General features: G+C 37.8%; 26 protein-coding genes. 7 read left to right on the forward strand and 19 right to left on the reverse strand.

All coding sequences use genetic code 11. The annotated features are described in order from the left end of the window. The first annotated feature begins 804 nt into the window (after positions 1 to 804). The 4 genes from ACIP9W_RS08430 to ACIP9W_RS08445 all read left to right on the forward strand — a co-directional run bounded on the left by ACIP9W_RS08430 (position 805) and on the right by ACIP9W_RS08445 (position 2572). Positions 805 to 1272, forward strand: a complete 468-nt coding sequence (locus ACIP9W_RS08430) for a spore coat protein (RefSeq protein ID WP_400788136.1) — start codon at positions 805 to 807, stop codon at positions 1270 to 1272. A 32-nt stretch (positions 1273 to 1304) separates the two neighbouring features. After that, on the forward strand, positions 1305 to 1736 hold the full coding sequence (locus ACIP9W_RS08435; protein ID WP_142536962.1) for a spore coat protein: 432 nt from the start codon (positions 1305 to 1307) through the stop codon (positions 1734 to 1736). Between the two features lie 165 nt (positions 1737 to 1901). Further along, on the forward strand, positions 1902 to 2120 hold the full coding sequence (locus ACIP9W_RS08440; RefSeq protein WP_282244737.1) for a spore coat protein: 219 nt from the start codon (positions 1902 to 1904) through the stop codon (positions 2118 to 2120). A gap of 224 nt (positions 2121 to 2344) precedes the next feature. Then, positions 2345 to 2572 (forward strand): hypothetical protein, encoded by a 228-nt coding sequence (locus ACIP9W_RS08445; protein WP_400788139.1) that lies wholly within the window; start codon positions 2345 to 2347, stop codon positions 2570 to 2572. On the opposite strand, the gene ACIP9W_RS08450 is transcribed toward ACIP9W_RS08445, so the two are convergent. The 6 genes from ACIP9W_RS08450 to parE form a co-directional block, all read right to left on the reverse strand. Beyond that, positions 2552 to 3658, reverse strand: a complete 1107-nt coding sequence (locus tag ACIP9W_RS08450; RefSeq protein WP_400788141.1) for a copper resistance D family protein — start codon at positions 3656 to 3658, stop codon at positions 2552 to 2554. The genes ACIP9W_RS08445 and ACIP9W_RS08450 overlap by 21 nt on opposite strands. Beyond that, positions 3655 to 4218 (reverse strand): copper resistance CopC family protein, encoded by a 564-nt coding sequence (locus ACIP9W_RS08455; protein WP_400788144.1) that lies wholly within the window; start codon positions 4216 to 4218, stop codon positions 3655 to 3657. Before ACIP9W_RS08455 ends, ACIP9W_RS08450 begins: the two co-directional genes overlap by 4 nt. 200 nt (positions 4219 to 4418) lie before the next feature. Then, positions 4419 to 4892, reverse strand: a complete 474-nt coding sequence (locus ACIP9W_RS08460; protein ID WP_400788146.1) for a BclA C-terminal domain-containing protein — start codon at positions 4890 to 4892, stop codon at positions 4419 to 4421. Between the two features lie 245 nt (positions 4893 to 5137). Next, positions 5138 to 5764, reverse strand: a complete 627-nt coding sequence (locus tag ACIP9W_RS08465) for an exosporium glycoprotein BclB-related protein (protein WP_400788148.1) — start codon at positions 5762 to 5764, stop codon at positions 5138 to 5140. A 284-nt stretch (positions 5765 to 6048) separates the two neighbouring features. Further along, positions 6049 to 8481 (reverse strand): DNA topoisomerase IV subunit A, encoded by a 2433-nt coding sequence (gene parC, locus ACIP9W_RS08470; protein WP_400788150.1) that lies wholly within the window; start codon positions 8479 to 8481, stop codon positions 6049 to 6051. Next, on the reverse strand, positions 8478 to 10451 hold the full coding sequence (gene parE / locus ACIP9W_RS08475; protein ID WP_400788152.1) for a DNA topoisomerase IV subunit B: 1974 nt from the start codon (positions 10449 to 10451) through the stop codon (positions 8478 to 8480). The genes parC and parE overlap by 4 nt, the downstream gene beginning before the upstream one ends. A gap of 467 nt (positions 10452 to 10918) precedes the next feature. Here parE and plsY point away from each other — a divergent pair, with 467 nt between their 5' ends. Then, a complete protein-coding gene (plsY, locus tag ACIP9W_RS08480; RefSeq protein WP_400788155.1) occupies positions 10919 to 11524 on the forward strand; it encodes a glycerol-3-phosphate 1-O-acyltransferase PlsY in 606 nt (201 codons plus the stop codon). Positions 11525 to 11543: 19 nt separating this feature from the next. Further along, a complete protein-coding gene (locus tag ACIP9W_RS08485; protein ID WP_400788157.1) occupies positions 11544 to 11837 on the forward strand; it encodes a HesB/YadR/YfhF family protein in 294 nt (97 codons plus the stop codon). A gap of 18 nt (positions 11838 to 11855) precedes the next feature. On the opposite strand, the gene ACIP9W_RS08490 is transcribed toward ACIP9W_RS08485, so the two are convergent. The 12 genes from ACIP9W_RS08490 to ACIP9W_RS08545 form a co-directional block, all read right to left on the reverse strand. Further along, a complete protein-coding gene (locus ACIP9W_RS08490; RefSeq protein ID WP_400788159.1) occupies positions 11856 to 12152 on the reverse strand; it encodes a hypothetical protein in 297 nt (98 codons plus the stop codon). Next, complete coding sequence (locus tag ACIP9W_RS08495) at positions 12152 to 12577, reverse strand: acyl-CoA thioesterase (protein ID WP_400788161.1); 426 nt, start codon at positions 12575 to 12577, stop codon at positions 12152 to 12154. Before ACIP9W_RS08495 ends, ACIP9W_RS08490 begins: the two co-directional genes overlap by 1 nt. A gap of 54 nt (positions 12578 to 12631) precedes the next feature. Then, positions 12632 to 14113 (reverse strand): class I adenylate-forming enzyme family protein, encoded by a 1482-nt coding sequence (locus ACIP9W_RS08500; RefSeq protein WP_400788164.1) that lies wholly within the window; start codon positions 14111 to 14113, stop codon positions 12632 to 12634. Positions 14114 to 14131: 18 nt separating this feature from the next. Then, complete coding sequence (gene fabG, locus ACIP9W_RS08505; RefSeq protein WP_400788166.1) at positions 14132 to 14872, reverse strand: 3-oxoacyl-ACP reductase FabG; 741 nt, start codon at positions 14870 to 14872, stop codon at positions 14132 to 14134. Then, positions 14869 to 15768 (reverse strand): intracellular short-chain-length polyhydroxyalkanoate depolymerase, encoded by a 900-nt coding sequence (phaZ, locus tag ACIP9W_RS08510; protein ID WP_400788168.1) that lies wholly within the window; start codon positions 15766 to 15768, stop codon positions 14869 to 14871. The genes fabG and phaZ overlap by 4 nt, the downstream gene beginning before the upstream one ends. 15 nt (positions 15769 to 15783) lie before the next feature. Further along, complete coding sequence (locus tag ACIP9W_RS08515) at positions 15784 to 16791, reverse strand: 3-oxoacyl-ACP synthase (RefSeq protein ID WP_400788170.1); 1008 nt, start codon at positions 16789 to 16791, stop codon at positions 15784 to 15786. Then, positions 16788 to 17795: a branched-chain amino acid ABC transporter permease gene (locus tag ACIP9W_RS08520; protein WP_400788172.1), complete on the reverse strand. Its 1008-nt coding sequence runs from the start codon at positions 17793 to 17795 to the stop codon at positions 16788 to 16790. Before ACIP9W_RS08520 ends, ACIP9W_RS08515 begins: the two co-directional genes overlap by 4 nt. Before the next feature lie 6 nt (positions 17796 to 17801). Next, positions 17802 to 18662 carry a branched-chain amino acid ABC transporter permease gene (locus ACIP9W_RS08525; RefSeq protein ID WP_142536946.1) on the reverse strand — a complete coding sequence of 287 codons (861 nt, stop codon included), beginning with the start codon at positions 18660 to 18662 and terminating at the stop codon, positions 17802 to 17804. Between the two features lie 12 nt (positions 18663 to 18674). Next, on the reverse strand, positions 18675 to 19382 hold the full coding sequence (locus tag ACIP9W_RS08530) for an ABC transporter ATP-binding protein (RefSeq protein WP_400788174.1): 708 nt from the start codon (positions 19380 to 19382) through the stop codon (positions 18675 to 18677). Then, positions 19366 to 20133, reverse strand: coding sequence for an ABC transporter ATP-binding protein (locus ACIP9W_RS08535; protein WP_400788176.1), 768 nt, complete (start codon positions 20131 to 20133; stop codon positions 19366 to 19368). Before ACIP9W_RS08535 ends, ACIP9W_RS08530 begins: the two co-directional genes overlap by 17 nt. Before the next feature lie 100 nt (positions 20134 to 20233). Beyond that, positions 20234 to 21496: a substrate-binding domain-containing protein gene (locus ACIP9W_RS08540; RefSeq protein WP_400788178.1), complete on the reverse strand. Its 1263-nt coding sequence runs from the start codon at positions 21494 to 21496 to the stop codon at positions 20234 to 20236. A gap of 191 nt (positions 21497 to 21687) precedes the next feature. Then, positions 21688 to 24897: an AfsR/SARP family transcriptional regulator gene (locus ACIP9W_RS08545; protein ID WP_400788180.1), complete on the reverse strand. Its 3210-nt coding sequence runs from the start codon at positions 24895 to 24897 to the stop codon at positions 21688 to 21690. 159 nt (positions 24898 to 25056) lie between these two features. Here ACIP9W_RS08545 and ACIP9W_RS08550 point away from each other — a divergent pair, with 159 nt between their 5' ends. After that, complete coding sequence (locus tag ACIP9W_RS08550) at positions 25057 to 25602, forward strand: GNAT family N-acetyltransferase (protein ID WP_400788182.1); 546 nt, start codon at positions 25057 to 25059, stop codon at positions 25600 to 25602. A gap of 45 nt (positions 25603 to 25647) precedes the next feature. Here the strand turns inward: ACIP9W_RS08550 and ACIP9W_RS08555 are convergent, their stop codons facing one another. Continuing rightward, positions 25648 to 26064: a hypothetical protein gene (locus ACIP9W_RS08555; protein WP_400788184.1), complete on the reverse strand. Its 417-nt coding sequence runs from the start codon at positions 26062 to 26064 to the stop codon at positions 25648 to 25650. Positions 26065 to 26607: the final 543 nt, after the last annotated feature.

Consider the following 26607-nt stretch of genomic DNA (forward strand, 5'->3'; position numbering starts at 1 on the left):
AGATATTTGAAAGAATTTATTAAAAAAGCTAATTTATATGTTTAAAACCCAACCCTTAAGAAAACGCATTTTCTTTCAAATTCTTAAAATGTCTCATTTTATTTGCTTTAATTCAATATCTGATCCATCTTACTTAGCATATTTAGATTGTTTAACATAACAACATTATATTAGCTTGTTATAATCTGATTATTCCTTTGATTTTTCTCACAATTACATTCTTTCTAAAATGTCACTTGATTCCTCTCACTAAATCAATCTCTCTGCAATTAGTAGTCGCTATTTGCTTAGTTACCTTATTTAAACATTCACTTAAACTAATTCCTTTAATTGGGATACACGATTATCTAACTTCTCTATGCTTCAAGTGCAGCATATCTTCCCCATCCAAAGCATCTTTCTTGCTTTTTCCTTGTTTCAGCAAATTCACTACACAATTTCCATGATTCCTAAATGACTAAGGTTAGGAATATGCACTTATAAAATGCATGTACAAGAGCCCTATACTTCTCTTTTTAAGCCCTCAAAAAGCAATCTATGTGAATAGCCTTCTAATGTCTCATTATTTATTGGAGTTCTTTAAATATCACTATTAAAAACCCAAAATTGAATAATACCTAAACTACACAAAGTAGCTATTTAACCAGATTGCAATATTCCCAAATAAGAAGTAAATGTTATCTTTCAGTTATTTGATAGTTAAATGAACTATATCAATATTTAACTTGTTCATATGTTACAGAAGCAAGGTTTAAATTAATCCCTTTTTCAACCCTGCCAATAAATAGGAAAGGAGATTATACAATGAGTCAGCGGAAATACTGCGAACAATCTGAGAGTTATTATCCAATGGGGATGGAACATCAAGCTAATCGTTGGAGCGATGATTATTCTAATGATGCAATCGTTTTAGAAGACATCGACCAGCTCTCTTCCGTTCATCAAGAATCAGATGAATTAATATGGATTAGAAATTCCTGCAACATCAGCGTTCAGACCACAGATACTCAAGCAGCGGTTTCTCTTCAAGTAGGCCTACAACTTGCTATTGCTTTAGTTGTAAGTATTGCAATTGGCGATAGTGACCGTAGCCATGCTGTTGCGCAAGACATCTTCCAACAATTTAATGACGAACAAACTAATAAACAAGTAATCTATATTGATAACTCGAAAGACGTTAATATCGTAACTACTGATACAGATTTATCAGTCAATATACAGGTACTTTTAGAAGTTTTGGTTGCATTAATAATTAAATTAGATGTTCTTTAATGAAAAAAGAAAAAACGAAAAGAGGTGAAATAATGAGTAAAAGCAAATGGAGAGCATTAGATCATTGCGATGACAAAGGAAAAAACAACGATGCAGATGTTCAACAAAATGGAGAACAAATTGTGACCACTAAACAGCAATCTAAGGAATGGATCATAGTAAGGGATTCAGAAGGTGTTGATATTCAAACAACGGATACTCAAGCAGCATTGTCATTGCAACTAGGTATTCAAGCAGCAATTGCAGCAGTTATTAGCCTTACTATTGGAGATACAGCTCAAGGTAGAGCGGTAACTCAAGATATGAAGCAATTTGTAAAAACAAAACAACAAAACGTTCAAAAAACGATAGTTGAGGGATCAAGAAATATATCAGTTACAACAACTGACACCGATGTGGCAGTGAACATCCAAGCAATGCTTCAAATTCTTGTTACATTAGTAGCTAAGTTAGACATTCTCTAATATATTTTGCAACACAAAATAAACTCCCTCTGTCGTGTCGGGCTTATTTTGTGTTGCTTTATTTTTATTTCAGTATAACTTTTGTGTATTTGAAATAGTATTCCTCTTCTCCTCTTTCATGATAACTGCATATATTAAAAATGATAATAAAAAGGAGTGATGAGTATGAGCGAACTACCTAAAAAAACAAATGCTATTCCTAACAAGGTCATTGATTTATTAGTAAGTGATACCCTCCGTAAAAATGGCATAAATCTTGATGATGCAAAAGGAAAACTATCCTCGGACCAAAAACAGATGCTTAAAGAACTAGTAGAAGAACTAACGACACAGGTCAATGAATTTGTCGATAAAACGACCTCACCAAAAAAAGGTAACAAATAAGTTATATGAAAAACGCCTTTGACAGAGGCGTTTTTTATATAGAATTCCTTAGTCACTTTAATAATAGATTTTCTACTATGAATCTCCCTCCCTCTCCGAGCATTCGAAACACCTGGCAGGCAATAAGATTAAGGTCTTATTTTCCATATGATAATACTTGTTTATTGCTCTAAAATGATATACTCTATGACTTGAAACAATTAATTGGATGAGGAGTGATTTACATGGCAAAATCAGCTGCCAAACGAAAAAGAACACATTTACTTCGTAATACAGGTAAAGATGTTACAAAATTACGCAATGAGATCGACTTTAGTACTCACATTCGCATGACGAAAACAAAAAAGGAAAAACTACAGCATTATGAAAACAAATATAAAAAGCATTTCCAACAAGGTCAATATCCCGATGGAAATGCTTTTTATATTTGTTTATACAACTTGCACGCTTAAAAGTAACGCTAAGTATGCAGAAATGACAACTAAAATGCTCATGGTAAAAGAAAATAATGGCGGCATTTTTTTGAAAAAAGATAGGATACTTACTGTAAAGAAACCAATAGATACAACTCCTAGCAATATACCATCTAATTTAGGCACTAATTTGGCGTGTAAACTAGGTTGAATGGTTCCGTCATAGAATAATCCAAACAAAGGAGAAATCCCTTCAGAACTCAATATATCCGCTAAATTACTAGGTGGGGATTGCTGACTCATCGCTCCAGTGGCTACGAAAATAAGTAAAATGACAAAGAATTCAACTTTTGCCCAGGGTCTAGGATCAAAGCTTTCTTCTTTTTGCAACTTTCTCTTCATCACGATTCCATTTACGAATGCATACCCGACTAATGGTATAATGAGCAAATGCTTGATAAGCAAGCTTTGACCGTAAGAGAGCATCCAAGAATCTGTATAAGCACTCCATTCCATTGATAGATTCATAAGGGAAAGTCCTGTAATGATTACGATAGCAAAACAATACAAAGCCATGATATGAAACCACTTCAAAAAGTTAACCCAATTCTCCGTATTAAGTGAAAACCAACTGACGATTAGTAAAATGCCCACCCAAACAACGACGGATGCAAAGTGCATGAAATGGGTGATAAAACCTTTCACTGGAGAAATCGAGCTTGCATGGCCAGCCATTCCAAGGACTGCAATTAAGACAAAAATCAATATAATTCCAATAACAGAATATATAGAAGCCGTTTTCTTATCAAAGAAGCATATATACATGCCTAAAATAATCGAAATGATTGCTAAAAACAACCATGACTTTCCTACCTCAAAAGTGAAAATTATAGATTTTAGTGTTTGCCACAGACCATAATCTTCATATAAAAAAGTAACCAGACTTATCAGTGGTGCAAATGAAAAAATAACGATACCCGCAACAGCAATAAGCTTGATTTGCTTGGAGATGATTATTTTAGGTTTTAAATCAGCTGGAAATAACGAAAATATGTAACTCCCCATTAACAAGGCGAAGCACGTATAAACAAGTGCTTCGCTAATTGTTGTTAGAAGAAAAATCATTTACTTTTTCTCCGTGTCATAAAAAAGATTGCTGCAGCTAATACAACGACAATCCCAATAATAAGTCCAGTATTGCTACCCTTATCTTGTTCCGCGTCAGCTGAAGCAGTTTCTTCTGCAGCTGGCTCTTCTTCCGCTACTTCCGGTTCTGTAACTTTCGTTTCTTCCACTGTCTCTGTTGCTGTTTCATCAACAGTTTCTTCTGTAATTGGTGCGTTTAATACGAAGTCTACTTCCCCTTCGATTGGATGACCATCAATTCCAACGATTTTCCAAACTATTTTGTAGGGTCCATTTTCTAAATTTCCTTCTACATTACCTGTCATTACATTATCATTTACAGCTAAGTTTGTAATATCCATGGATTCATTCGAAGCATTCACTAATTCAAATGAGCTAGTTTCCTCAATCTTCGTCATATAAGTTAAGGTGATTTCATCCAAGCTTTGAGTTACCGTCGTCCCTTGAGCTGGATCCGAACTCTCTAAACCTGTGTGTGCAAATGCTTGTGTACTGAATAAAAATAAACAAGCGATTGTCATTAAAATTATTTTTTTCATGTTCTTCCTCCAAATTTATATATTTACTACTCCTATATACTTATACCATATAGTTATGAAGAAAGAATGAAATGCGCATTTTTGTAGAATTCAATTAAATAGAAACGACACAGAAAAGAAAAAGCGCGGTATCCTATAATAATTAGGACAACGCACTTTTTCTTGTTAAATCTCAATTACAGCATGGATACAGAACAATACTAAGCACCAAGTCTGTGAATGGATAACGATGCATTGAGAACACCTTGGCCATCATCGGTCCCTATAAGAGTATCAGCAGTATTACCAACATTTCTTAATAGTAGTGTTGAGTTAGCTGGAACGCTTATTATTGCAGAACCAGTCAATGTTTGATTGGTACCTGCTGGACTAGTAGCACCATAACGAGTAGCAGAGTTAGGAACTTCTACACCATTAAGAATCAGTGCATACGCGGACATCTGAGGTCCATCGACAGCGATGGTATATTCTACTAAATAGTCCCCCGCTACTGGAATTAAAATAGCTGCAGTACCTGGAGTATGGCTAATCCTAACTAATGGTCCATTACCGCCAAAGATTACATCACCACCAGAAGCAACAACTTGGACTGGGAAGTTAAAGACATATCCATAAGCTGGTCTATTGGTATTCACAATAATGGGACTAAGGGCATTATCTTCACAATTACACATATTATCACCTCCTTTCTCTGCTATTCTATTCATAGAATTGAAAGGTCGACGGGGTTTTGAACTATTTCTTTAGAGATTAATAAAACTATCTCATAATTTTTTTGAATAGACTCATTTATAAACTTTCTAAGAGATTAATTGTTTGAGAACCTGGCACCCGCATTAAATAGAATTAATAAAGCCCCTTTCACTATTTAAAGGAAAGGGGCTTGGGATAAAAAAGTGATCGGTCTACTTCTGCTTAATTAGTCAATAGTTATACCTGCACTTGCGAAACCAGTAACGGTAACCGCAGCTGTTAATCCAGTTGCCGTTACTGAAAACACCATAAGCAAACGGTCACCTGGTGCTACCGGAACGGAGAAACCTGACGCTGATCCAGAGCTTAATTGCCCGGCTGCTAAAGGAGCTGTCAAAGGTGGAGCTAATAGTACTGTTGCGGCTGTAGGACTGAAGATATTAGATCCAGCTGGTGCACGGAAAATTTGAGCACGGATTGTCGCAGTTCCAGTAAGAACCGTTAGAGCTAGAAGCGTATTGAAGTTTGCGGAAATAGCTGTTACGTTACCTGCTCGTGGAACAGTAAACGCTTCGCTTGAAGCTAGACCAGTCACGTCTATTAAGCCTCCAACTAGGGATATACCTGTAAGGGCAGAACCAAATCCAAGGGTACTAACAGTACTAGCTAATCCACCTGCAGTAGTAACTAATGCAATTGGTGTAACAATACCGGAAGAGAACGGTATTACCGAAGATCGAGCACCAGCAGCGGGTGGAATAATGCAGTCCGCATCTACAGCAACAAATGGTCCAAGATTGGTGCAACGCCCAAAGTTACAGCCGTTGTTACATTGAGAGTTATTACAACACATATTATCACCTCCTTTCTCTGCTATTCTATTCATAGAAAACAGGGTGAACGGGGTTTTTAACTATATCTCTAGGGAAGTTTTTAAAATATTTTTATTTAGAGTCATAAGACTTTCTCGGTAATTATCTAAATATTCTGTAAAAATAATTAAGATTACTCAACTTTTACTTGCCTCAAACCTATATTTAGATCTTCTAAGAGGCTTTCCAAATTAAAAAAAGCATTTCGCAAAAGGTAAAGTACCTAATGGAAATGCTTTTACTTAGATTTATATGTTAAGTTCTTTTATTCTTTTTCCTCAATCGGTTGCTTCCATACTCGAATAAGTTGACCGTCTTTAGCAGTGTCAACGACGAGCGATCCATTGGAATAGCGATCAACTGTACGCAAAGTATTCAATTGAACTATTTCTAGGATTCCTTTTTCTGTTTCTAAAATGAGTTCTTCTTTTTTATTTGTTAAAAGCACTGCAAATACTTTGTGTGGATTTGTTTTTAGCTCTCGAAGGGTGACGATGCCACGTTTAGCACGTACACCTGATTCGATTTCTTTCAATGCCATTTTCTTCACTGCCCCACGATGTGTAACTAATGTTATATCATCATGGCAGTCTTGCGGTATGACGTTTACACTCACAACATAGTCATCTTCTTTCAAGCTAATACCTTTCACTCCGCCAGTTTTCACTCCGGTAATAGGTACTTCATCTAAAGAGAATCTTACAGAATAACTTAAGTGTGTCGTTAATAGCACATCATCAGAAGGAGCGACTAGCTGTGCTAAGATCATCTCATCATTTGCTTTTAAATTAATCGTTTTGATCGGTCGAGCATAACGTTGTACAACATAGTCGGATAATAATGATCGCTTAATTTGTCCATCTTTCGTGGCAGTTAATACACATAAATCTTGTTCAAATGAATCAATACCAATTGCATTAATAATTGTTTCGTTAGTATCTAACGGCACAATGCTCGAAATATGCTGACCTAAGTCTTTCCAGCGAATGTCTGGTAACTCATGTACCGGCTGATAAATATAGTTCCCTTTTGACGTGAAGAGAAGTAAATGGTGCTGCGTATTAATCGAATCTTGATACAATAAATAATCTGATTCTTTAATGGCAAAATCCTGTCCGTTAGATGCGGTAAATGATCTTACACTTGTACGCTTAATATAACCATCTTTTGTTACCGTTACGATCACTTCTTCACTTGGAATAAGCACATCAAGCGTTACTTTGATCTCTTCAATTTCTTCTTCGATTGTCGATTTACGTGGCTCAGCAAACTTCTTCCTTACTACTAACAATTCTTTTTTAATCACTTTCATAAGAACTGATTCTTTTGCAAGTATACTTTCTAATTCTTTTACTAGTGCATTTAATGATTCTTCTTCTTTTTTTAGCTCTGTAATATCTGTATTGGTTAATCGATATAATTGTAAGGAAACAATTGCCTCCGCTTGAGGCTCAGAGAATTCAAAAGCGGCTATTAAATTATTTTTGGCATCTCGTTTATCTTTGGATGCACGAATTGTTCGAATGACCTCATCTAAAATAGATAAAGCTTTCATGAGACCAGCTACAATATGCAGACGCTCTTTTGCTTTATGTAGATCAAATGCGGTACGGCGAGTAACTACTTCTTTCTGGTGATCGATGTATGAATCTAATAATAAAGGCAATGTCATCATCGTGGGTCTACGATTATGGATTGCAATCATATTGAAGTTATAGGTTACTTGCAAGTCTGTATTTTTGAATAAAAACTGTAAAATACCATATGCATCTACTTCTTTTTTCATCTCTATAACGATTCGTAAACCACTACGGTCCGATTCATCTCGAACGTCTGCAATGCCATCTAAGCGCTTATCATGGCGCTGTTCATCAATTTTTTTGACTAAATTAGCCTTATTCACTTCAAACGGAATCTCCGTAATAACGATCTGTTCTTTGCCGCCTTTAATCGTTTCTATTTCTGTTCTAGAACGTACAACAATTTTCCCTTTACCTGTTTCATATGCTTTTTTGATACCATCTACCCCTTGAATAATTCCTCCTGTTGGGAAGTCAGGACCTTTAATCACTGTCATAAGCTCTTCTATTGTTGCTGCTGGGTTTTCTATACGCATTAATACCGCGTCTAGTGCCTCATGTAATGCATGTGGAGGTATATCTGTAGCATAACCAGCAGAAATCCCAGTAGAACCGTTTACGAGCAAATTTGGAAAGCCTGCGGGTAACACAACCGGTTCTGTATCCGAATCATCAAAGTTTGGTATAAATTCTACCGTATTTTTATTGATATCATTTAATAGCTCTTGCGAAATAGCAGATAGTCGCGCTTCTGTGTAACGCATAGCCGCTGGTGGGTCACCGTCAACCGAACCATTATTACCTTGCATCTCTACAAGCATATGGCGGAGTTTCCAGTCTTGGCTCATACGTACCATTGCTTCATAAACAGAACTATCACCATGTGGATGATAGTTCCCGATTACATTTCCGACTGTTTTAGCAGATTTACGGAAAGGCTTGTCATTCGTATTGCCTTCATGCAACATGGCATATAGTATACGACGCTGTACGGGTTTTAACCCGTCTCTTGCGTCTGGAAGTGCACGGTCTTGAATGATGTATTTACTATAACGTCCAAACCGGTCGCCGATTACTTCTTCTAGTGGTAAATCTTGATAACGTTCGGTTTGTGTCATACTACTTCATCCTCCGTGTGTATTCTTTCGTTTTCTAAAATATTGGAATCATCTTCTAAGCTGAAGTTAACGTTTGATTCGATCCATTTACGTCGAGGCTCTACTTTATCGCCCATTAATGTCGTTACATGTCTTTCCGCTCTTGCGCCGTCTTCGATAGTTACTCGTATCAGCGTGCGAGTTTCTGGATTCATCGTTGTATCCCATAGTTGGTCTGCATTCATCTCTCCAAGCCCTTTATAGCGCTGAAGCATGAAACCTTTACCAACCTTTTTCGTAGCTGCATCCAGTTCTTTTTCTGTCCATGCATATTCGAACACTTCTTTTTTGCCTATTCCTTTAAAAACTTTATAGAGTGGTGGTAATGCAATATAAATTTTCCCATTTTCGATCAATGGTTTCATATAGCGATAGAAAAAGGTCAATAAAAGAACTTGAATATGGGCACCATCTGTATCGGCATCGGTCATAATGACGATTTTATCATATGCGATATCCGCAATTTGGAAATCTGCTCCTACACCACCGCCAATTGCATGGATAATAGTTGAAATCTCTTCATTTTTCATAATATCCGCAAGTTTTGCTTTTTCCGTATTAATAACTTTTCCGCGTAACGGCAAAATTGCTTGGAATGTACGATCACGACCTTGTTTTGCAGAGCCTCCAGCTGAATCACCTTCGACAAGGTACAATTCATTTTTAGCTGCATTTCGCGACTGAGCGGGTGTTAACTTACCTGAGAGAAGCGTATCGGAACGTTTACGCTTTTTCCCGTTTCGTGCATCCTCTCGCGCTTTACGAGCAGCTTCTCTTGCTTGTTGTGCTCGAATTGCTTTTCTGATCAAAGAAGCGGTTAACTCTGCATTTTCTTCTAGAATATATTGCAGTTTTTCGGAAATAACTCCGTCCACTGCACTCCTTGCTTCACCCGTTCCGAGCTTGCCCTTTGTTTGGCCTTCAAATTGCAAAATGTTTTCTGGAATTCGTACAGAAACAATGGCAGAGATTCCTTCCCGAATATCGGAACCGTCTAAGTTTTTATCTTTTTCTTTTAACAAACTCGTTTTTCGCGCGTATTCGTTAAAAACTCTCGTTAAAGCAGCTTTTGCGCCTGTTTCATGTGTACCGCCGTCTCTTGTTCGTACATTGTTAACAAAAGATAATATGGTTTCTGAGTAACCGTCATTAAATTGAAATGCAAACTCTACTTCAATTTCATCTTGCGCGCCTTCCATATAGAACACTGGGTGCAGCACATCTTTTTCTTCATTCAAATAAGAAACGAAAGCTTGAATTCCCGTTTCATAGTAAAAAATATCATGAGCGCCTGTACGTTCATCTTCTAGCTCGATTTTAAGTCCTTTCAGGAGAAAAGCTGATTCTCTAAGTCTTTCGCATAAAGTTTCGTAGTTATATTTCACTGTAGAGAAGATTGTATTATCCGGTAAAAAGTGCACGGAAGTTCCCGTTTCTTTAGTCGTTCCTATCTCTTTTAACGATTGGACAATTTTCCCGCCGTTTTCAAATCGTTGAACAAATTTTTTGCCATCTCTGTGGATAATAACTTCCACGAAGGATGAAAGCGCATTTACAACGGAAGCTCCGACCCCGTGAAGTCCACCACTTGTTTTATATCCACCTTGTCCAAATTTACCACCGGCATGTAATACAGTGAAAATAACTTCCGCAGTTGGAATTCCCGTTTTATGCATTCCCGTCGGCATTCCCCGACCGTAATCTCGCACTGTGATACTTTGATCGGTGTGTATCGTTACTTTAATATGATCTCCGAACCCAGCTAAACTTTCATCGACTGAGTTATCAACTATTTCATAAACTAAATGATGCAATCCTCGTGCATCAGTTGAGCCTATATACATACCAGGTCTTTTTCGAACGGCTTCTAAACCTTCTAATACCTGAATATCATCATCACTATAGCTCGTTAATCTTTCTTCTTTACTCAAATACGTTCCCTCCAAAAAACAAAACATCTGTTCTTTATTCTCTATTAAGCGTACAAACAGATAATCATTATGTCAATACTTCCAAAAGAAAATTGCAAGGCAAAAGATAGCCATTGTAATGAAACAGGCAACTAAAACGCCAGATTTTAATTGTAGGTAATTATCCATTAGATTGCAATCTGCCTTTGTGTAGGATTCTCTGTCCTAGTGCAATATTCCTTCTTTAAAGATTGGTTCATCCTCTATACGAGAATTACATGTAACATCCATGTTATCAATCTTCTTGGATGTTGTCCTGTTCTAAGTATACCTCTATTTTAACATTTTGTTCGTTAAATATTGTTGGAGTAGCGAAGTAATCGTATTTTTGTGGAAGTTCTTTTTCTTTACATTGAACAAAATGAAGCGAGCGTGGTAAACTGAAGTAGTTCAATATAATATTAGTTTCATAACTAAAGGAGTATGCTATGACGATCATCATTTTACTTTTACTTGCCTATATAATTGGGTCTATCCCTTCCGGCTTATGGATAGGGAAATTATTTTATAATACAGACATTCGTGAGCATGGCAGTGGTAATTTAGGTGGAACGAATACGTTTCGGACGCTTGGTAAAAAAGCAGGACTAATTGTTACGATTATGGATATTTTAAAAGGGACAGCAGCAACACTTTTAGGCTATTTGGCTGTATTTGAATCTACTTCTGTACATCCGCTTATTCTTGGGATTATTGCTGTAATTGGGCATATGTTTCCCATTTTCGCTAACTTTAAAGGTGGAAAAGCGGTTGCGACGTCTGGTGGTATTTTACTTGCTTATAACTGGCCACTTTTCGTACTGTTAGTTGTAGGATTTTTTATTATCTTAAAGATTACGAAGATGGTTTCGTTAACGTCCATGATATTAGCAGTGATTGCACTTATTTATTCGATTGTTTATTACTTTACAGTGGAAAAGGATTGGCCCTTAATTGCGATGCTCGTTTTAATAGCCGTATTTATTTTTTATCGTCATCGCGCGAACATCGAACGTATTAAAAAAGGAACGGAACCTAAGGTTAAGTGGATATAAGGAAGGCTTGGTGATTTGTATGAAAATCTTTATCTCGCAAGATGCATGGACCTGGTTTCAGAAGGAAATGGAAGTAGGCTCTGGAGACACTATCCGTTTTTATGCACGCTACGGCGGATCTAGTCCGATACAGCAAGGTTTTTCGCTTGGAATGACCAAGGATACACCATTTGAACCTGTTGTAACAGTGAAACTTGGAGAAGTATTATTTTTCATAGAAGATGTAGATGAATGGTATTTCGATGGACATGATTTGTATGTAGATGTAGATCACAAGTTAGATGAGTTAGCCTATACGTATAAAAAAGCGTGATTCGATATCACGCTTTTTTTATTGAAACTTCATCAGTTGATCTAACAGCCCTTCTTTTCGCATGATTTCATATTCATGTTTTCCAAATAAATCAAAATGAGGATAGGCTTCCTTGTGATCAATCCACTCTTCTTTTAATCCGTATTTTTTGCCCCAGTCGATTAACTTTTCTAAATTACTACATCCGACTTTAGTAACCGTTTTACATCCTGGGAAACGATCGTCTAGCCAGTAATGAGTGAGAAAGGCAATCTGTTCTTTTTCGACTGCCGCTTTCCAACGCAGCAACTCATCTCTCGTAATACCAAATGCCATTAATCCATCACCTTAGCAATTTCCGTATATTTTGCATCCCATTCTGGATGAACTTTTTTTAAGGAAACTGGTCGAAAATTGTCCTTATTCACCACAACATGTTCCGAAGTAGCAGAAGAAGCAACCGTCCCGTCCTCGTGAACAATTTCATACCCGTATGTAGTCCGAAGCTTTCCATGACTTTCAATCCATGTTCTTACAACTACTGTCTCCCCGTATCTTACAGAAGATCTATAGTTTATATTCACGTTTGTCACGGGAGATAGATAACCATCTTTTTCGAGTCCAGCATAAGAGAATCCTAAGTCTTTAATAAGCTGTGTTCGACCAATTTCTAGCCATATTACATAGTTTGCATGATAAACTACTCCCATTTGATCTGTTTCTGCGTAGCGTACTTCAATTTCTTTCTCACTTATAAACATATTCCTGTCACCTCAAAGCTTATTATACAAAAAGACAAAACAAAAAGCTGTAAATCAAATCTTTACAGCTAATTCTTGTAATCGTTTTTTATCAATTTTGCCAACATCCGTACGAGGTAGCTCATCTAAAACATATATTTTTTTCGGTACTTTATAACTACCAAGTACCTGCTTGCAACTTTGCAACAATTCTGTTTCAAACGATTCATCTGTCGCAGTACAAGTCACAAATGCAGTCACACATTCTCCCCATTTTTCATCTGCGACACCGACTACTGCTGCTTCTCGGACATTTGGATGTAAAACGAGGCACTGCTCCACCTCTTGCGGATACACATTTTCCCCACCCGAGATAATCATTTCTTTTTTTCTACCGACTATATAATAATATCCGTCTTCATCGACCTTTGCTAAATCACCTGTTTTTAACCAACCATCTACAAAAGCTCGATTCGTTTCTTCTTCGTTATTCCAATACTTCGTGAATACATGCTTACCTAAAATATAGAGCTCTCCCACTTCGTTTGGACGACAAAGCTCTCCATTTTCATTCAAAATTTTCACTTCATTGAACAGCATGCATTTTCCAACGGACCCTCTTTTTATACGGGCATCCCGCGGATCTATAAAAAAGTTGTTCGGTCCTGCTTCCGTAAGTCCATAGCCTTCTTTAAAAAGAATGCCCTTGTCTTCAAACTGTTTATAGATCGTATGAGGACAAGGTGCACCACCGGATAAAAATACTTTTACAGTTGGGAAAGTCGCTGTTTTAATATAGGTCGTATCAAGCATTGCTTGATACATAGTCGGAACAAATAAAGACAACGTCGTTTTATAAGTATTTAACGCTTTAAGTGCTTCCTCTGCATCAAAGCGGCTTCCCACAACCACAGTTCCACCGCACATTAAAATCGGAATACCAAGAGCATTTAAACCACCCGTGTGAAACATGGGCATATAATTCAGCGTACAATCGGCATCGCTTAGTCCCCAGCTTGTAATGGTATTGATCGCATTCCAATTAACTGCATCAAAAGACAGCTCTACCCCTTTTGGCTTCCCTGTCGTCCCTCCTGTATAAATAATAATCCAACAATCCGAAGGGCTCCAGTTAGTCTGTGGAGGATAGAAAAAGTTCGCACTTTCTAGTTTAGTTGTCACTAATAAACGTTCCACCTGTACAAATGACTCACACAACACTTGATGGGCTTCATCATGAATAATGAGCACTGGTTGACAATCCTCTAAAATATACGTTAGTTCTACTTTACTTAAACGAAAATTGAGCGGCACATAGAGTAGACCCGTTACACCACATGCGAAAATAATCGCAAATAACTCTATTCGGTTTTGGGAAATAACGACGACTCGATCGCCTTTTTGATAATTCTTTTGTTGAAAATAGTGAACCCATTTGGATATATGCTCGGTTAGCATTCGATAGCTCCATTGTTCATCTGTACTACTATCAATAAGCGCTATTTTGGTTGGAGACAATGCTGCACGTTTATATATCCAAGCTTGCTCTGTATACACCTTGCACCGCTCCTTTCGTTACATCATAATACCGCCGTCTACTTGTAAAACTGTTCCATGTACATAACTCGCTTCATCCGAAGCTAAAAATAGATAAGCATTCGCAATATCTTGTGGCTCTCCAAGTCGTTGCAAGGCAACTCCAGCCTTCATCTGTTCAATAATTTTTTCGGGCATTTTCGCTACCATTGCAGTTGCAGTAAACCCGGGGGAGACAGCATTTACATTTATCCCTTTCCGTCCTAGCTCTTTCGCCCATGTTTTAGTCATACCGATGACTGCCGCTTTGGAGGCAGCGTAATTGGTTTGCCCAACATTTCCGTAAACGCCACTTACGGACGAAGTGTTAATGATCTTCCCGTAGCCTTGTTCGATAAAATGAGGTACTACTGCTTGTGTGCAATGAAAGACTCCTGTTAAGTTAACGTCTAAAACACGAGAAAAATCTTCTACCGCCATTTTAGTCAACATAGCATCTTTTGTAATCCCTGCATTATTGACTAATATATGAATCTCTCCAAAATGTTCAATTGTTTGCGAAACAAGCGAATCCACACTTTCCCGATTCGTTACATCTACTTGAATAAACTTCACATCATAGCCTTGTTCTTTTAGTGCATTCTCTTTTTCTGCTCCCGCATTTGCATCAAAGTCCGCTAACACCACTTTTGCACCTTCTTCTGCAAAGCGAAGAGCTGCTGCCGAACCTATACCATTCGCTCCTCCGGTAATAATGGCAACCTTGTCTTGTAATCTCATTGCTCCTTCTCCTTTGAAATGAAATTTTCGATTCGGTTAGTTAACTGCTCCAAATCGTCTATCAATGGAGAATGGCCACAATTGGTAAGTGGAATATAGGTGGCATTCTCCCCTAAGTCAGCGACAATTTCCTGTGTCATTTCCTCTGTTACCACAAAATCACGATCCCCTCTTAAAATAAGGACAGGAATTGTAATATCCTTCGCTTGATTGGTCCCTTTTGCCGCTTGATTATCTATTGAACTAATATTAAACGTATTTAACGCATGATAGACATCTGCTAAGTTTCGTTGCGTTAGCATATCATCCAGATAAGCGTCGTAATTCTCCTCTTTTGGTTGGTTATGTGTGTAAATTGCAGCATTCCAAACAGCTCTTAATCCTGCTTTATTTTTCATGTCATACAGGCCTTGCATCGGTATCGTTTTTGCTGGATCATTCTCCACTTCTTCGATTGTTTGGAATCTACTTGTTAGATTAGGTGTACCATCCAAATTTGTTGCATAAAATGGATAGCCCCTCGTAGATGCGGACGCTAGCAGTACAAGTTTTTCACAATATCCTGGATAATCGGCAACGAATTGCATACAGATCGCTCCGCCAGTTGACCAGCCTATTAAGTGAAAATGCTTCAATTCTAACGCGTCGATAACCTCTTTTAAATCATCCGAAAAATCTTTTATCCCTTTTACTCGCGTATTATACGTTGATTCTCCAAAACCACGTAAATCAATTGCGTATACTTTATATTTAGGATCTAATTTGTCAATTAGCACATCCCAATGTTTCGATGAAGTCATATTTCCGTGGATTAGTACAATCACCTCTTCCCCGCCCGAACGTTCGCGATATGCGAGCTGTTCTCCGTTTTCCAACTGAACTTTCGATAAACTCATTTTCTCCACTCCTTTTCATCTTCCCCATTTAACAGCTACTGCACCCCATGCATACCCTATTCCAGCACTGACTAAAACAGCTAAATCGCCGTCCTTTAATTTCCCTTCTTTTTGTGCGAGTTCCAGTGATATTATTTGATCCATTTGTCCAATATGGCCGTAATCGCTTAAATAAGTTGTTTGCTCACTTGTTAAACCAAGCTCCTGTAATACAAAATCATGTGCCGATTTTTTCATATGGAGGATAGCCAAATAATCAATGTCTTGCTCGGAATAACCACTTTTCATCAATGCATGTCGAATGACCTTTAAAAAGTTCTGCATGGATTTCTGCTCTAGCCTCGCCTTCATGCCTTCTGGGTCTAATACATCTAGGCGATATAATCCTTTTTCTAAATGATTCGTAGTCAAAGGTTCTTTTGTTCCGCCGACTGGTACAACGACATCCTCTGAAAAAGATCCATCCGTCATCATATCCGTCTCTAGAACAATGTTTTCAGTATGATCTTTTTTCAGTATCATTGCGGCTCCGCCTGCCCCTAAGTTAAACATGAAGCGGGTGCGTTCATTCGTATAATCGATAAAATCACTATTACGATAACCACCGGCAAGTAAAACGGTGTTGATCGTCGCGTCTGTTTCCATTAAACTTTTCGCTACCTTCATGGCCATAATCGTTGTTCCGCAGCGAAGCGCAACGTCAAATCCCCAAGCATGATAAGCACCGAGTTCTTCTTGCATCTTGATAGCAGCAGTCCATAGAGGATATTCTTTATGCTCTTCTCCTATATAGATGACTAAATCGATTGTTTTTGGGTCAATATTTCCTTTTTGCAGTGCTTTTTCTGCTGCTCGAATTCCCATTGCTACTGTATGATCATCTGGGCCAGGAATGGCTTTTTGTGTGATTCCCATTTTGTCTTTTATCACATGGAGCGGTAACTTAGATAGCGCAGCTATTTCTTCAGCTGTCATTACGTTGTCTGGTATGTAAACGCCAGTACTGACAATCCCTATCGTCATTTTAGTAGCTCCTTTCGTTTAGGAGCGATTTTAACTTTCGGTTCGTTGTTTTTACGTTTCCAAAACGCATAACGAATCGTTCCAACAATCCCTCTTGGGAAAAAGATAACCGCCAATATATAAATGATTCCAAAGAAAATGATCCATCTTTCAAATATAGGGTATTCTTTAGCAAGACCAGATAAGTAATGCTGTGCAAGTTCAATAACACCCGCACCAATAATCGGTCCGATTAATGTACCGACTCCTCCAATAATCGTCATAAGTAGTGCATCTAGCGTAATATCCATCGTAAGCACACTCGTATTGACAAAACGTAAGGAAATAGCATAGAGAGAGCCCGCTAAACTTGCGACAATCCCTGCAATAACAGATGCAATCACCTTGTAGTGCAAGGTCTGGAAGCCTAATGATTTCGTCCGTTGTTCATTTTCACGTACTGCGATCAACACTCTTCCTAAAGGAGAAGAAACAAACCGACGCAACAGGAAATATACAAGCACTAAACAAGCAAGTACGAGTAAATAGAACATCACACGATCTTTAAAGAAATCAGGCGCACGAAACGTGAATCCATCATTTCCATGTGTGAGCGTTCTCCACTTCTCTGCAAGTACCAAAAATAAACCGGAAACTGCAAGTGTCAGCATAGCAAAGAAATGACTCTTCAGTCGAAGTGTCAATAGACCGACTAAAAAACTGATAACCCCTGAAATGACCATTCCGACCGCAATGGAAAGAAAAAAGACACTTAAACTTGGATCAAAACGATCGAGCATAACTGCGGTTGCATAAGCACCCATTCCAAAAAACATTGCATGCCCAAATGATACGATCCCCGTATACCCTAGCAAAATATCATAACTCATCGCCAAAATAGAGAAGATGAATATTTGCGTCAACAAAATAGTCCATGTCCGTGAATCGGAAACAAAAGGGAATACAGCGAGGGCTGCCACTATGACAAGTAAGATACCATTATTAACTTGGAATTTTGTCTTCATCTCGCATCATCCTTTCGCTGTAAACAAACCTTGCGGACGGAAAATTAATACAATTGCCATAAGCATCATATTAACCGCAAGTGATAGTGCAGGAACATAATACGCCATAAAGCTGCCCGCAAGACCGACCAGTATTGCCGCAAGAAGAGAACCTGGAAAGCTACCCATCCCGCCGATCACGACTACGATAAACGCTAATATCGCGAATTCCATACCCATTTCTGCATAAATAACCCCTGAATAAGGAGCCATCAATACTCCTCCAAGCGCAGCAAGGGCTGCTCCTACCATAAATACATATAAAAATACTTGCTTAATATTAATGCCGAGCGCTTGCACCATTTCCTTGTTCATCACACCTGCCCGTACGATTAATCCTATTTTTGTACGTTTTAAGATGAACTGGAAGATACCAAAGACTAGAATGCCTACTAGAATGATAAACAAGCGATACTTAATAATAATGACATCCCCGATTTCCCAGCTGCCCGATAACAATGGGGGTGTCTTAGCTGCGATTTGGTTTGGTCCAAACACGACTTTTAGCATTTCAGATAACACAATCATAAATCCGAGCGTTATTAAAATTTGTTGGATATGATTGCCGTAAACTGGTGTAATAATAAGCTTTTCCGTAATAAAGCCAAGCACGATTCCAGTTAAAATAGCTCCTATAATTGCTACAGTAAAGCTGTTGGTTAACCCATAGAACCAAACGCCTGAAAAGGCACCCCAGGCAAACAGACCACCATGTGCAAAATTTAGTACATCCATCAATCCAAATATTAATGTGAGTCCGGCTGCTAGAAGAAAGATAAGCATGCCTGTCGCTAATCCGTTTATTAATAAATTGATGATTAATTCCATTGTTTCCCCTCCTTACCCAATTCCTAAATATTGTCGTTTCAACTCTTCATTTTGGACCAATTCACTCATATGTCCCGATTGTATGGTTTCCCCATCATCGATTAATGTGTATGTATCCCCGATTCTACTGGCCATGATGAAGTTTTGTTCTACTAGAATAATAGTCGTTTGTTTTTTCATTTCGTTAATGGCTTCCATAACTTTTTCAATCACAACGGGAGCAAGCCCTTTGGAAGGCTCATCTATAAGCAGTAACTTGCTATCATTAATAAAAGCCCTTGCCATCGATAGCATTTGTTTTTGACCTCCGGATAGATGTCCGCCTTCTTTTTTCCAGTACTTCTTTAAGTCAGGAAAAAGCTCCAGTACATATTCTTGTCTTTCTCTAGCAGCATCGTTTTCTTTTCTCATCGCCACTTTTAAGTTTTCCTCTACGGTAAGTGCCCCGAAGATTCCTTGATCCTCCGGTACATAACCGATTCCGTTAGAAGCAATATGATGTGTTGCATTCTTGGTGATTCCTTCATTCAAAAAAGTGACCGTTCCGGAAGTTGCTGGTGTCAAACCCATAATCGTCTTTAATGTAGTCGTTTTTCCAGCACCATTTCTCCCAAGTAAAACACTTACCTCCCCTTCTTTTGCTTCAAAGGAAACGCCTTGTAAGATGTGATACTGGCCAATATGCGTGTGAATATTCTCTACTTTAAGCAAGATGCTCATCGTATAGCCCCCCTAAATAAGCATTTTGAACAGTTTCATTGTCCATGATTTCTTTTGGAGTTCCGTCCGCTAGTAATCTACCATTAAAAAGCACCATAATAGAATCGGATAGGTCCATGATCATATCCATCTTATGCTCGATTAACAAAATCGTTTTGTCTCCGGCTTGTTTGATTTGTTTTATAACATCCAGAATAGCCGGTACTTCCTCTAGTGACATTCCAGCGGTTGGTTCATCTAATAGTAAAACTTCTGTATCAAGCGCAAGTAACATCGCAATTTCTAGTTTTCGTTTTTCACCATGAGATAGTTGATTGGCTACTGCATTCGCTTTGTTTGAAAGTAATACGACTTCTAGTAATTTCTCTGCTTGTATTTGCAAATCTTTGTATGCAGTAAAATGACGAAACATTTGATATCGGATATTTTCTTTCGATTGAACTGCGAGTCGGACATTTTCAATTACCGTGAGATTGGGGAACACATTTGTAATTTGAAACGAACGTCCGAGTCCTTTTCTCGTGCGTTCCACAGATGAGTATTTCGCCATCGATTCCCCTCTAAAAAAGACATCTCCTTCTGTTGGCTTTAACTCACCACTTATTAAGTTGAAAAAAGTCGTTTTACCGGCGCCATTCGGTCCAATGATCGATTTGAAATGTTTTGCTGGCATCATAAAATTTACATGATCTACAGCAGTTTGCCCGCCAAATTTAATGGTTAGATTTTCTGTTTTCAGTATTGGTTCCAAGTTCATATACCCCTTTCTTCTATCGCTCTCCATATAATAGAACGAGCTCTATGACATGGAGAGCGATAGAGCTAATTGCTTAGCTCATCTCTACTCTGGTTTATTTATTGTTTAAAATTGGTGGTTCTGTTTCTTCCGGTGACAACTCTCTTATTAATACTGGTACAGGATAGTCTACGCCTTCTTGTTTTTCTAATTTAATCGAGTATAGAGGTTGTAATGCTTGATGGTCTTCCGGACGGAAAGTCATCGTGCCTTTTGGTGTTTCAAATGACATACCTTCCATTATTTTGATCAGTTCATTTCCATCTGCATTTCCTTCAGATTTTTTCAGAGCTTCCACGATTGAGATAGCAGCAGACATACCACCTGGAGTGAATAGATCCGGCACTTCTCCGTTGAAACGTTTTTTATGCTCTTCCACTAACCAATCATTGATCGGATTGTCTGGAAGCGTATGATAGTAAACAGAGAATCCTTCCATGCCAACTAATGGTTCCATAATAGATAAAGCTGGAATATCAGGAGCTCCAGTTGAAATTTTAATCCCTTTTTCTTGCATTTTTAAGTCAGCAATTTGGTTCCAAGGTGAGTTCGCTCCAGCCCACACAACAAATAAGTAATCCGGTTTTTCTTGGATAATCTTTTGTAGATTAGAGGTAAAATCAGTAGCTGCAGGATCAGCATATTCTTCTAACACAATTTCTGCACCTAATTTTTCAGCAGCTGCTTTAAATGCCGCTACTCCATCCCATCCAAAAGAGTAGTCTGGTGCAAATGTTGCAATTTTTACACCTGGTTTAGCAATTGCCGCTGCACCTGCAACTGCGTCCTGTGAAGAGTTACGTGCCGTACGGAAAATATACGGGTTAAACTCTGAACCTGTAATACTATCAGCTACTGCTGGTTCAACGATCATAATCTTTTCATATTCTTCCGCGAGAGGAAGCACCGCTAACGTATCACCTGAACTAGAGGATCCAACTAGAAAATCTACTTCATCTTCTTCTAATAGCTTGGTAGCTTTTTGTACAGCAACTTCTGGCTTTGTTTCTGTGTCTTCGTAAACAACTTCAATTTTCTTGCCTGCTACTTCCAGTGTTCCGTCTGTAGCATATTCAAGTCCTAACTCAAAACCATTTTTCGTTTGTTTCCCATAAGACTCCAGTGCACCCGTTAATGAGGCAAGCACACCAATTTTGATTGTGCCTCCTTCTTCCGTCACTTCACTAGATACTGGTGTTGTTGTTCCTTCGTCTGTTTCTTCTTTCGTTGTACCCGTTGAACTTGAATCATCACTACAAGCTGCACTGAAGATTAAGACGAATACGAACAACAATAATAGGCCCCATTTTTTTGTCATGTAAATCCCCCTTCGATCTTTTTGTAAGCGTTACCATGCTTCTCGTTTATAGTACTGAAAAGGAGTTACAAAAGAGTTACAAAAGCTTTGCTTTTGTAACTCTTTTGCGACGAGCTCGCGCAGGAGCAAATGTTTTATTAAATATTTTATGGAAATCAAAAAAACGCAGAAGTTCTTTTTCTTTTCTGCGTTCAACCATAGCTTGTAATCATTTCATACATTTGAATCGTCGTATGCATCGGCTCTACTTTTAGCTCGGTATATAGTACGGAAATACATTTTTCATACCATTTCACTGCTTGTGTTCTATTTTGAAGCTGATAGTAGGCGAACATCAATAATCGATAGGCTTCCTCCCATGTGGGATCCATTCTTATTAATTTCTCCGCCCAGTAAATGGATGTTTCGAACTCTTTCAATCTCGTATACGTTTGAGCGAGCCTTTCTAACACGAGTAAATATTGTTGCTGATTTTTTTCCCGATCATGGGATATCCAATCGATTCTAGATTTATCCTCTAATAATTCGCCTTTATACAATTTGACTGCTTTTTGTAGGTAATCCGCTGACAGCATCGGATTCTTTTCCTCCAACCCTTTTTCCGTCAAATGTTGAAATGATTCTAAATCACTTGTCACAGCAGCTTCCGGATTTATTCGGTACATTGCTTGCTTTCGAATGATGAAAAAGGATTCTTCCCTCGCTAAACGATTCGGTTCTATCACTTTTAATAGGGCATTTAATACTACTTTAAAATCGCGATTTAACGATTTCTCGTCACCTTCTCCCCAAATTGCATGCATCAATTCTTCTTTTGGGACGAACCGATTTCGATGCAAATACAAATAGGAAAGCAGTTCCTTAGATTTATCGCGTTGCCATTTCCGCTCACTAATTTCTTCATTTCCCATAAAAAGCGTAAAAGGACCGAATAGTTGTAGCGTTAGCTGATATCCTGGATAATTAGTGCTTGTATTTATTTTTAACAAACTTGCTAATGTATGCAATGGGGAGGAATCCGGTTTTAATACGAGTGCTTTTTGTAATAACGGATAATGCAATTGTAGATCTGCAGGACCGAAAATAGTCTTTTTTAGTAGGAAAAAAGAAAATTCATATTGTACACAAATAGATGCAAACTTTTCAGCATGTAAAACAAACTTCTCCTGATCCGCTAATTTGTCATGAATAAACATTAACCAATAATCAGAAATCATTTCGCCGTATACATCTCCACCATTTTTAAATAGACGATTCGCATCCCAAATAGACTGTAAAGCTTTCTCCAGCATCTCATTTTCTATATAAACAATGGATAAACAAACTAAAATATATGCAGATAGCCAATAGTCATTTCCTTTATTTGTTTCTATTAGACCACTTTCCCCGTATGATATGGCTTCTTGAAACAATCCTTGCCTCGATTTTAAAATAGCTAAACCCATAAAAGGCTCTGCTTTTCCTCTAGACACATTTAATTCTCCCATACCTTGAACCGCTTTTAAGTAATACTTCTCGGGAGTTTCTAAATCGAAGGGATTGTCTAATATTTCGGCATGACCTCGACGTATCCAACCGACTGCCTCCACAAAACTAGATTTTTCCCTAATACCCGTATCAATCCCTTTAATAGCAGAACGTTTTGCCTCTTCTATATTTCCTGTTAAAGAGTATATAAAGGAAAGAAGTACTTCTGTTTCTCTATGGGAATCCGGTAAGATGATCTCATCATTAATCCTATTTCTTAATAGTACCTCGGCTTCATTTAGTAACCCGGTTCTAAGGAGGATTCGTGCATCTAAATTACCTTCTTTAAGAATCGATGCATCTAACTGCTCTTGTCGAACCCAATCACTTGCCTCATTTGCCTTACCCAAGTTCACTAGGTTCTCAGCTAATAAACGTTTTAATACGGTTCTTTCGTGAATCTCCATTTCTGGGCTGTCTTCTGCCCACTTTACCGCATCCTCTAAATAAGGCTTTGCAAGAGCAGGTTGGATTGTATCTAAATATATATGAGCAAGCCCTACATTTGCTCGACTTAAATAGAGGGCATTTTTGTTTTCCAACGCAAGAGCCAAGCAAGTCTCATACGCTTTTCTAGCTTTCTCATAAAATGCCCGATAACGATGGCACTCGCCTTCATAAAAGAATAGCTCATAGAATTCTTCTCGTTTTTTATCCGAAAGATGCTCTTTTAGCAAATCTAAAAACCAATCAAATTGCCCATCTTGAATGATGAACGCGGCAAACTGGGCGATTATTGTTCCAAGAAAATATTCATCATTTGCTTTTACTGCATGATATATGGATTGAATAATATTTTGCTGTTCACTAAAATAATAAGCAGCTCTTTTATGCGTTTCATAATACAAACTACTATCTTTTTGCAGCCATTTCGTTTCTAAAAATTGCTGAAACAATGCATGAAAGCGATAAGAACCTGGGTTACTTAAGGTTTGAATAAATGCATGACTACGTGATAATCTCTCTAGATCTTTTGCTGCATTTTCACCAAAAAATGCCCGAATTTCTTTTTCCGTGAATATCGGAAATATGCTAAAGTTCAACAACGATTGTTTATCCTCTTCACTCATCAATAGAAATACTTCTTCAGACAGATAAGAAAACAAATCTTTTAAGGTGGGGTCCACTAACTCGTTGATATGTTTGTCTGTTTCCGCAAGCTGCATTGCGATTAAATGAATGGCAATCGCCCAACCCTCTGTCAGTCTCATAATCTCTGCAGCTTCTTGCTCCGTAATCGTTTTTTCAAAATAATCTTCCAAAAATACTTGTATTTCTTCCTCTGTAAACATAAAGTCCTTTTCCGTGATTTCCACTAACTGGCCTTTTAGTTTGAGTTTTAATAGGATTGACCACTTAGGGCGAGTTCTAGATGCGACTACAAGATGAATATGAGCTGGAAGAAACTCAATTATTTTTTCGATTATATAATTTATATGAAAGACATGATCAATGAGATGAAAGTCATCTAGGACAATAGTAAAGGGTTGCTCAATCATTGCGAGTTCATTACTAAATAATGAATACCACTGCGTCAATTCCTCTTCTTTTGGATACATAGAAAGCACATCTCGCTCCATTAAACTTGCACCGAACTTCGGGATAACTTTGCGAATACTTTGAACTAGATATCGAAGAAAAGGATGAATATTATCGTCTTCCTCCGATATCGAATACCAAGAATATGATTCTTTTGAATCGCCATACACTTGAGCTAATGAAGAGCTTTTACCAAAACCAGCTCCACTATGTAAAATAGATACTTTGCTATTCGTATTCATTTTTAATTTCTTGATAAGGGATGATCTTCTCATGTAAAAGGAAGACGTAATAGGCGGGGTCAATTTTGATGTAATTATCGTTGTTTGTTCCATCCTTTACCTCCGATCATGATTAAGTAGCATCATCTTTTATACTAATTCTACCATATTAATTATCTTAATTAAATGATAATTCAGATGTATCATGAAATATAGAAGTATGTTAAAATATTCTTCAATAATATATATGCGAGAAAGAAAGGAAACATTTAAATGGAATTTCCTATTTTACAAACGGATCGACTGAAACTGGTCGAGATTACTGAAGATCATATCGATCATGTTTTTTCTATCTTTTCCGACAGGCGAGTTACAAAATATTATGGTATGGCGCATTTCACAGACATACAGCAAGCAATGAATCTAGTAGATTCTTTTCAGAAAAATTTTCAAGAAAAGCGATCTATCCGCTGGGGTATAATATTTAAAAATACAGAGGAATTTGTAGGAACGATCGGGTTGAACAATCTTCAAATAGCTAGTAGAAAAGCGGAAATAGGATATGACTTGAAGCCGGAGTACTGGAGAAGAGGTATCATTAGTGAGGCTGCAGGAGCAGTTATCAAGTATTGTTTTGACAAATTAGATTTATATCGCATAGGAGCAGTTACTTTCCCGGAGAACGAACCTTCTTTTAAGCTATTATTAAACTTAGGCTTTCAAAAGGAAGGTCTTTTAAGAGGATATATTTTTCAAGATAACAAATCGAACGATGCTTATATTTTTTCAGTTATTAAACCAGACTGGATTGATCAATAATAATGCAAATAAAACACCTTTTGAAAAAGAAAGGTGTTTTATTCATCACCAGTTTGTACTAGTGTCGTTACTTACTTTCACATTAAATGTTTGGGTGTTTAAGTTGTTTTTTTCGATATAATCATGAAAAATATCCATAATTTCTTCCTGTCTTTTGTCGCTAGCTTCTTGATTCTTAAGTACAAATTTGACTAATATTTTATCTTTTTCCGTTATTCCACCAAGAATATAGTGCTCGTAGCCTTTTTCTTTTAATCTTTCTCCGACTTGGTCATACAATCCACCTTTCTCCATAAGGGTTAGTTGCATCATTTGCATCTCTAACGATCCATTTTGAAATAGTGGTGAACAAATTTCCAATACTGCCTTTGGAGCGTTTGTAAATAACACAAAAGAAAGAGAAGCAAATAAAATAAGCGCACCCACGACAAAACCTTTTTTTCTTTTTTTCGCCTCAGCCACTCCTACATCATTTACTCTGATAATATGCCACCAGTTAAAGGGCTATTCATCCCATTGAAAATCAGCAATCGTATTAAATAGTAGGAGACAAATCCAATTAATGGATCGCTTTCTCAATATTCACTTTATAAAACGCTGAAATGCCAACACCCTAAAAATGGCTAAGGGAGACCAAACAGCAGCTGACCGCAACCAAGCGACTGTTGAAAGCAACCAGTTTACTCACGAGAGCAACTAACTCTTTCTTTAGGTTGAAATGAAACACTTCTTAATATGGAGAATATTTAATAGAGCTAAGCAGAAGGATCCGCTTGGTCGTGTTCAGTGAGCGTTTTCTCTTGTTTCGTACACCACTTGCTGAACGTAAGCAAATGCAATCGGCGACAAAATAGGATTTAGGTCACGAACTTACTCCCGCTCACTACGACACAAAAATCGTCGCACTTCAAATAGAGTAGGCGCATGAAAATTAATTCATGCGCCTCTCGCAGATCCGTACGTGCGGGTCATCGCATACGGCTCCTCCATGCTTATCCCCTTTGG

This window comes from Psychrobacillus sp. NPDC093180 (genome assembly GCF_044754065.1).
Lineage (GTDB): Bacteria > Bacillota > Bacilli > Bacillales_A > Planococcaceae > Psychrobacillus.

Bases quoted from the DNA above. Each gene is read 5' to 3' on its own strand.
- ACIP9W_RS08485 (WP_400788157.1), top strand. From the start codon at position 11,544: ATGAAAATCTTTATCTCGCAAGATGCATGGACCTGGTTTCAGAAGGAA.
- ACIP9W_RS08450 (WP_400788141.1), bottom strand. From the start codon at position 3,658: ATGATTTTTCTTCTAACAACAATTAGCGAAGCACTTGTTTATACGTGC.
- ACIP9W_RS08455 (WP_400788144.1), bottom strand. From the start codon at position 4,218: ATGAAAAAAATAATTTTAATGACAATCGCTTGTTTATTTTTATTCAGT.
- ACIP9W_RS08460 (WP_400788146.1), bottom strand. From the start codon at position 4,892: ATGTGTAATTGTGAAGATAATGCCCTTAGTCCCATTATTGTGAATACC.
- phaZ (WP_400788168.1), bottom strand. From the start codon at position 15,768: ATGAGTTTATCGAAAGTTCAGTTGGAAAACGGAGAACAGCTCGCATAT.
- ACIP9W_RS08430 (WP_400788136.1), top strand. From the start codon at position 805: ATGAGTCAGCGGAAATACTGCGAACAATCTGAGAGTTATTATCCAATG.
- ACIP9W_RS08540 (WP_400788178.1), bottom strand. From the start codon at position 21,496: ATGACAAAAAAATGGGGCCTATTATTGTTGTTCGTATTCGTCTTAATC.
- ACIP9W_RS08440 (WP_282244737.1), top strand. From the start codon at position 1,902: ATGAGCGAACTACCTAAAAAAACAAATGCTATTCCTAACAAGGTCATT.
- ACIP9W_RS08445 (WP_400788139.1), top strand. From the start codon at position 2,345: ATGGCAAAATCAGCTGCCAAACGAAAAAGAACACATTTACTTCGTAAT.
- parC (WP_400788150.1), bottom strand. From the start codon at position 8,481: ATGACACAAACCGAACGTTATCAAGATTTACCACTAGAAGAAGTAATC.
- ACIP9W_RS08525 (WP_142536946.1), bottom strand. From the start codon at position 18,662: ATGGAATTAATCATCAATTTATTAATAAACGGATTAGCGACAGGCATG.
- ACIP9W_RS08495 (WP_400788161.1), bottom strand. From the start codon at position 12,577: ATGTTTATAAGTGAGAAAGAAATTGAAGTACGCTACGCAGAAACAGAT.
- ACIP9W_RS08515 (WP_400788170.1), bottom strand. From the start codon at position 16,791: ATGACGATAGGGATTGTCAGTACTGGCGTTTACATACCAGACAACGTA.
- ACIP9W_RS08545 (WP_400788180.1), bottom strand. From the start codon at position 24,897: ATGGAACAAACAACGATAATTACATCAAAATTGACCCCGCCTATTACG.
- fabG (WP_400788166.1), bottom strand. From the start codon at position 14,872: ATGAGATTACAAGACAAGGTTGCCATTATTACCGGAGGAGCGAATGGT.
- ACIP9W_RS08465 (WP_400788148.1), bottom strand. From the start codon at position 5,764: ATGTGTTGTAATAACTCTCAATGTAACAACGGCTGTAACTTTGGGCGT.
- ACIP9W_RS08550 (WP_400788182.1), top strand. From the start codon at position 25,057: ATGGAATTTCCTATTTTACAAACGGATCGACTGAAACTGGTCGAGATT.
- ACIP9W_RS08530 (WP_400788174.1), bottom strand. From the start codon at position 19,382: ATGAGCATCTTGCTTAAAGTAGAGAATATTCACACGCATATTGGCCAG.
- ACIP9W_RS08520 (WP_400788172.1), bottom strand. From the start codon at position 17,795: ATGAAGACAAAATTCCAAGTTAATAATGGTATCTTACTTGTCATAGTG.
- ACIP9W_RS08490 (WP_400788159.1), bottom strand. From the start codon at position 12,152: ATGGCATTTGGTATTACGAGAGATGAGTTGCTGCGTTGGAAAGCGGCA.
- ACIP9W_RS08435 (WP_142536962.1), top strand. From the start codon at position 1,305: ATGAGTAAAAGCAAATGGAGAGCATTAGATCATTGCGATGACAAAGGA.
- plsY (WP_400788155.1), top strand. From the start codon at position 10,919: ATGACGATCATCATTTTACTTTTACTTGCCTATATAATTGGGTCTATC.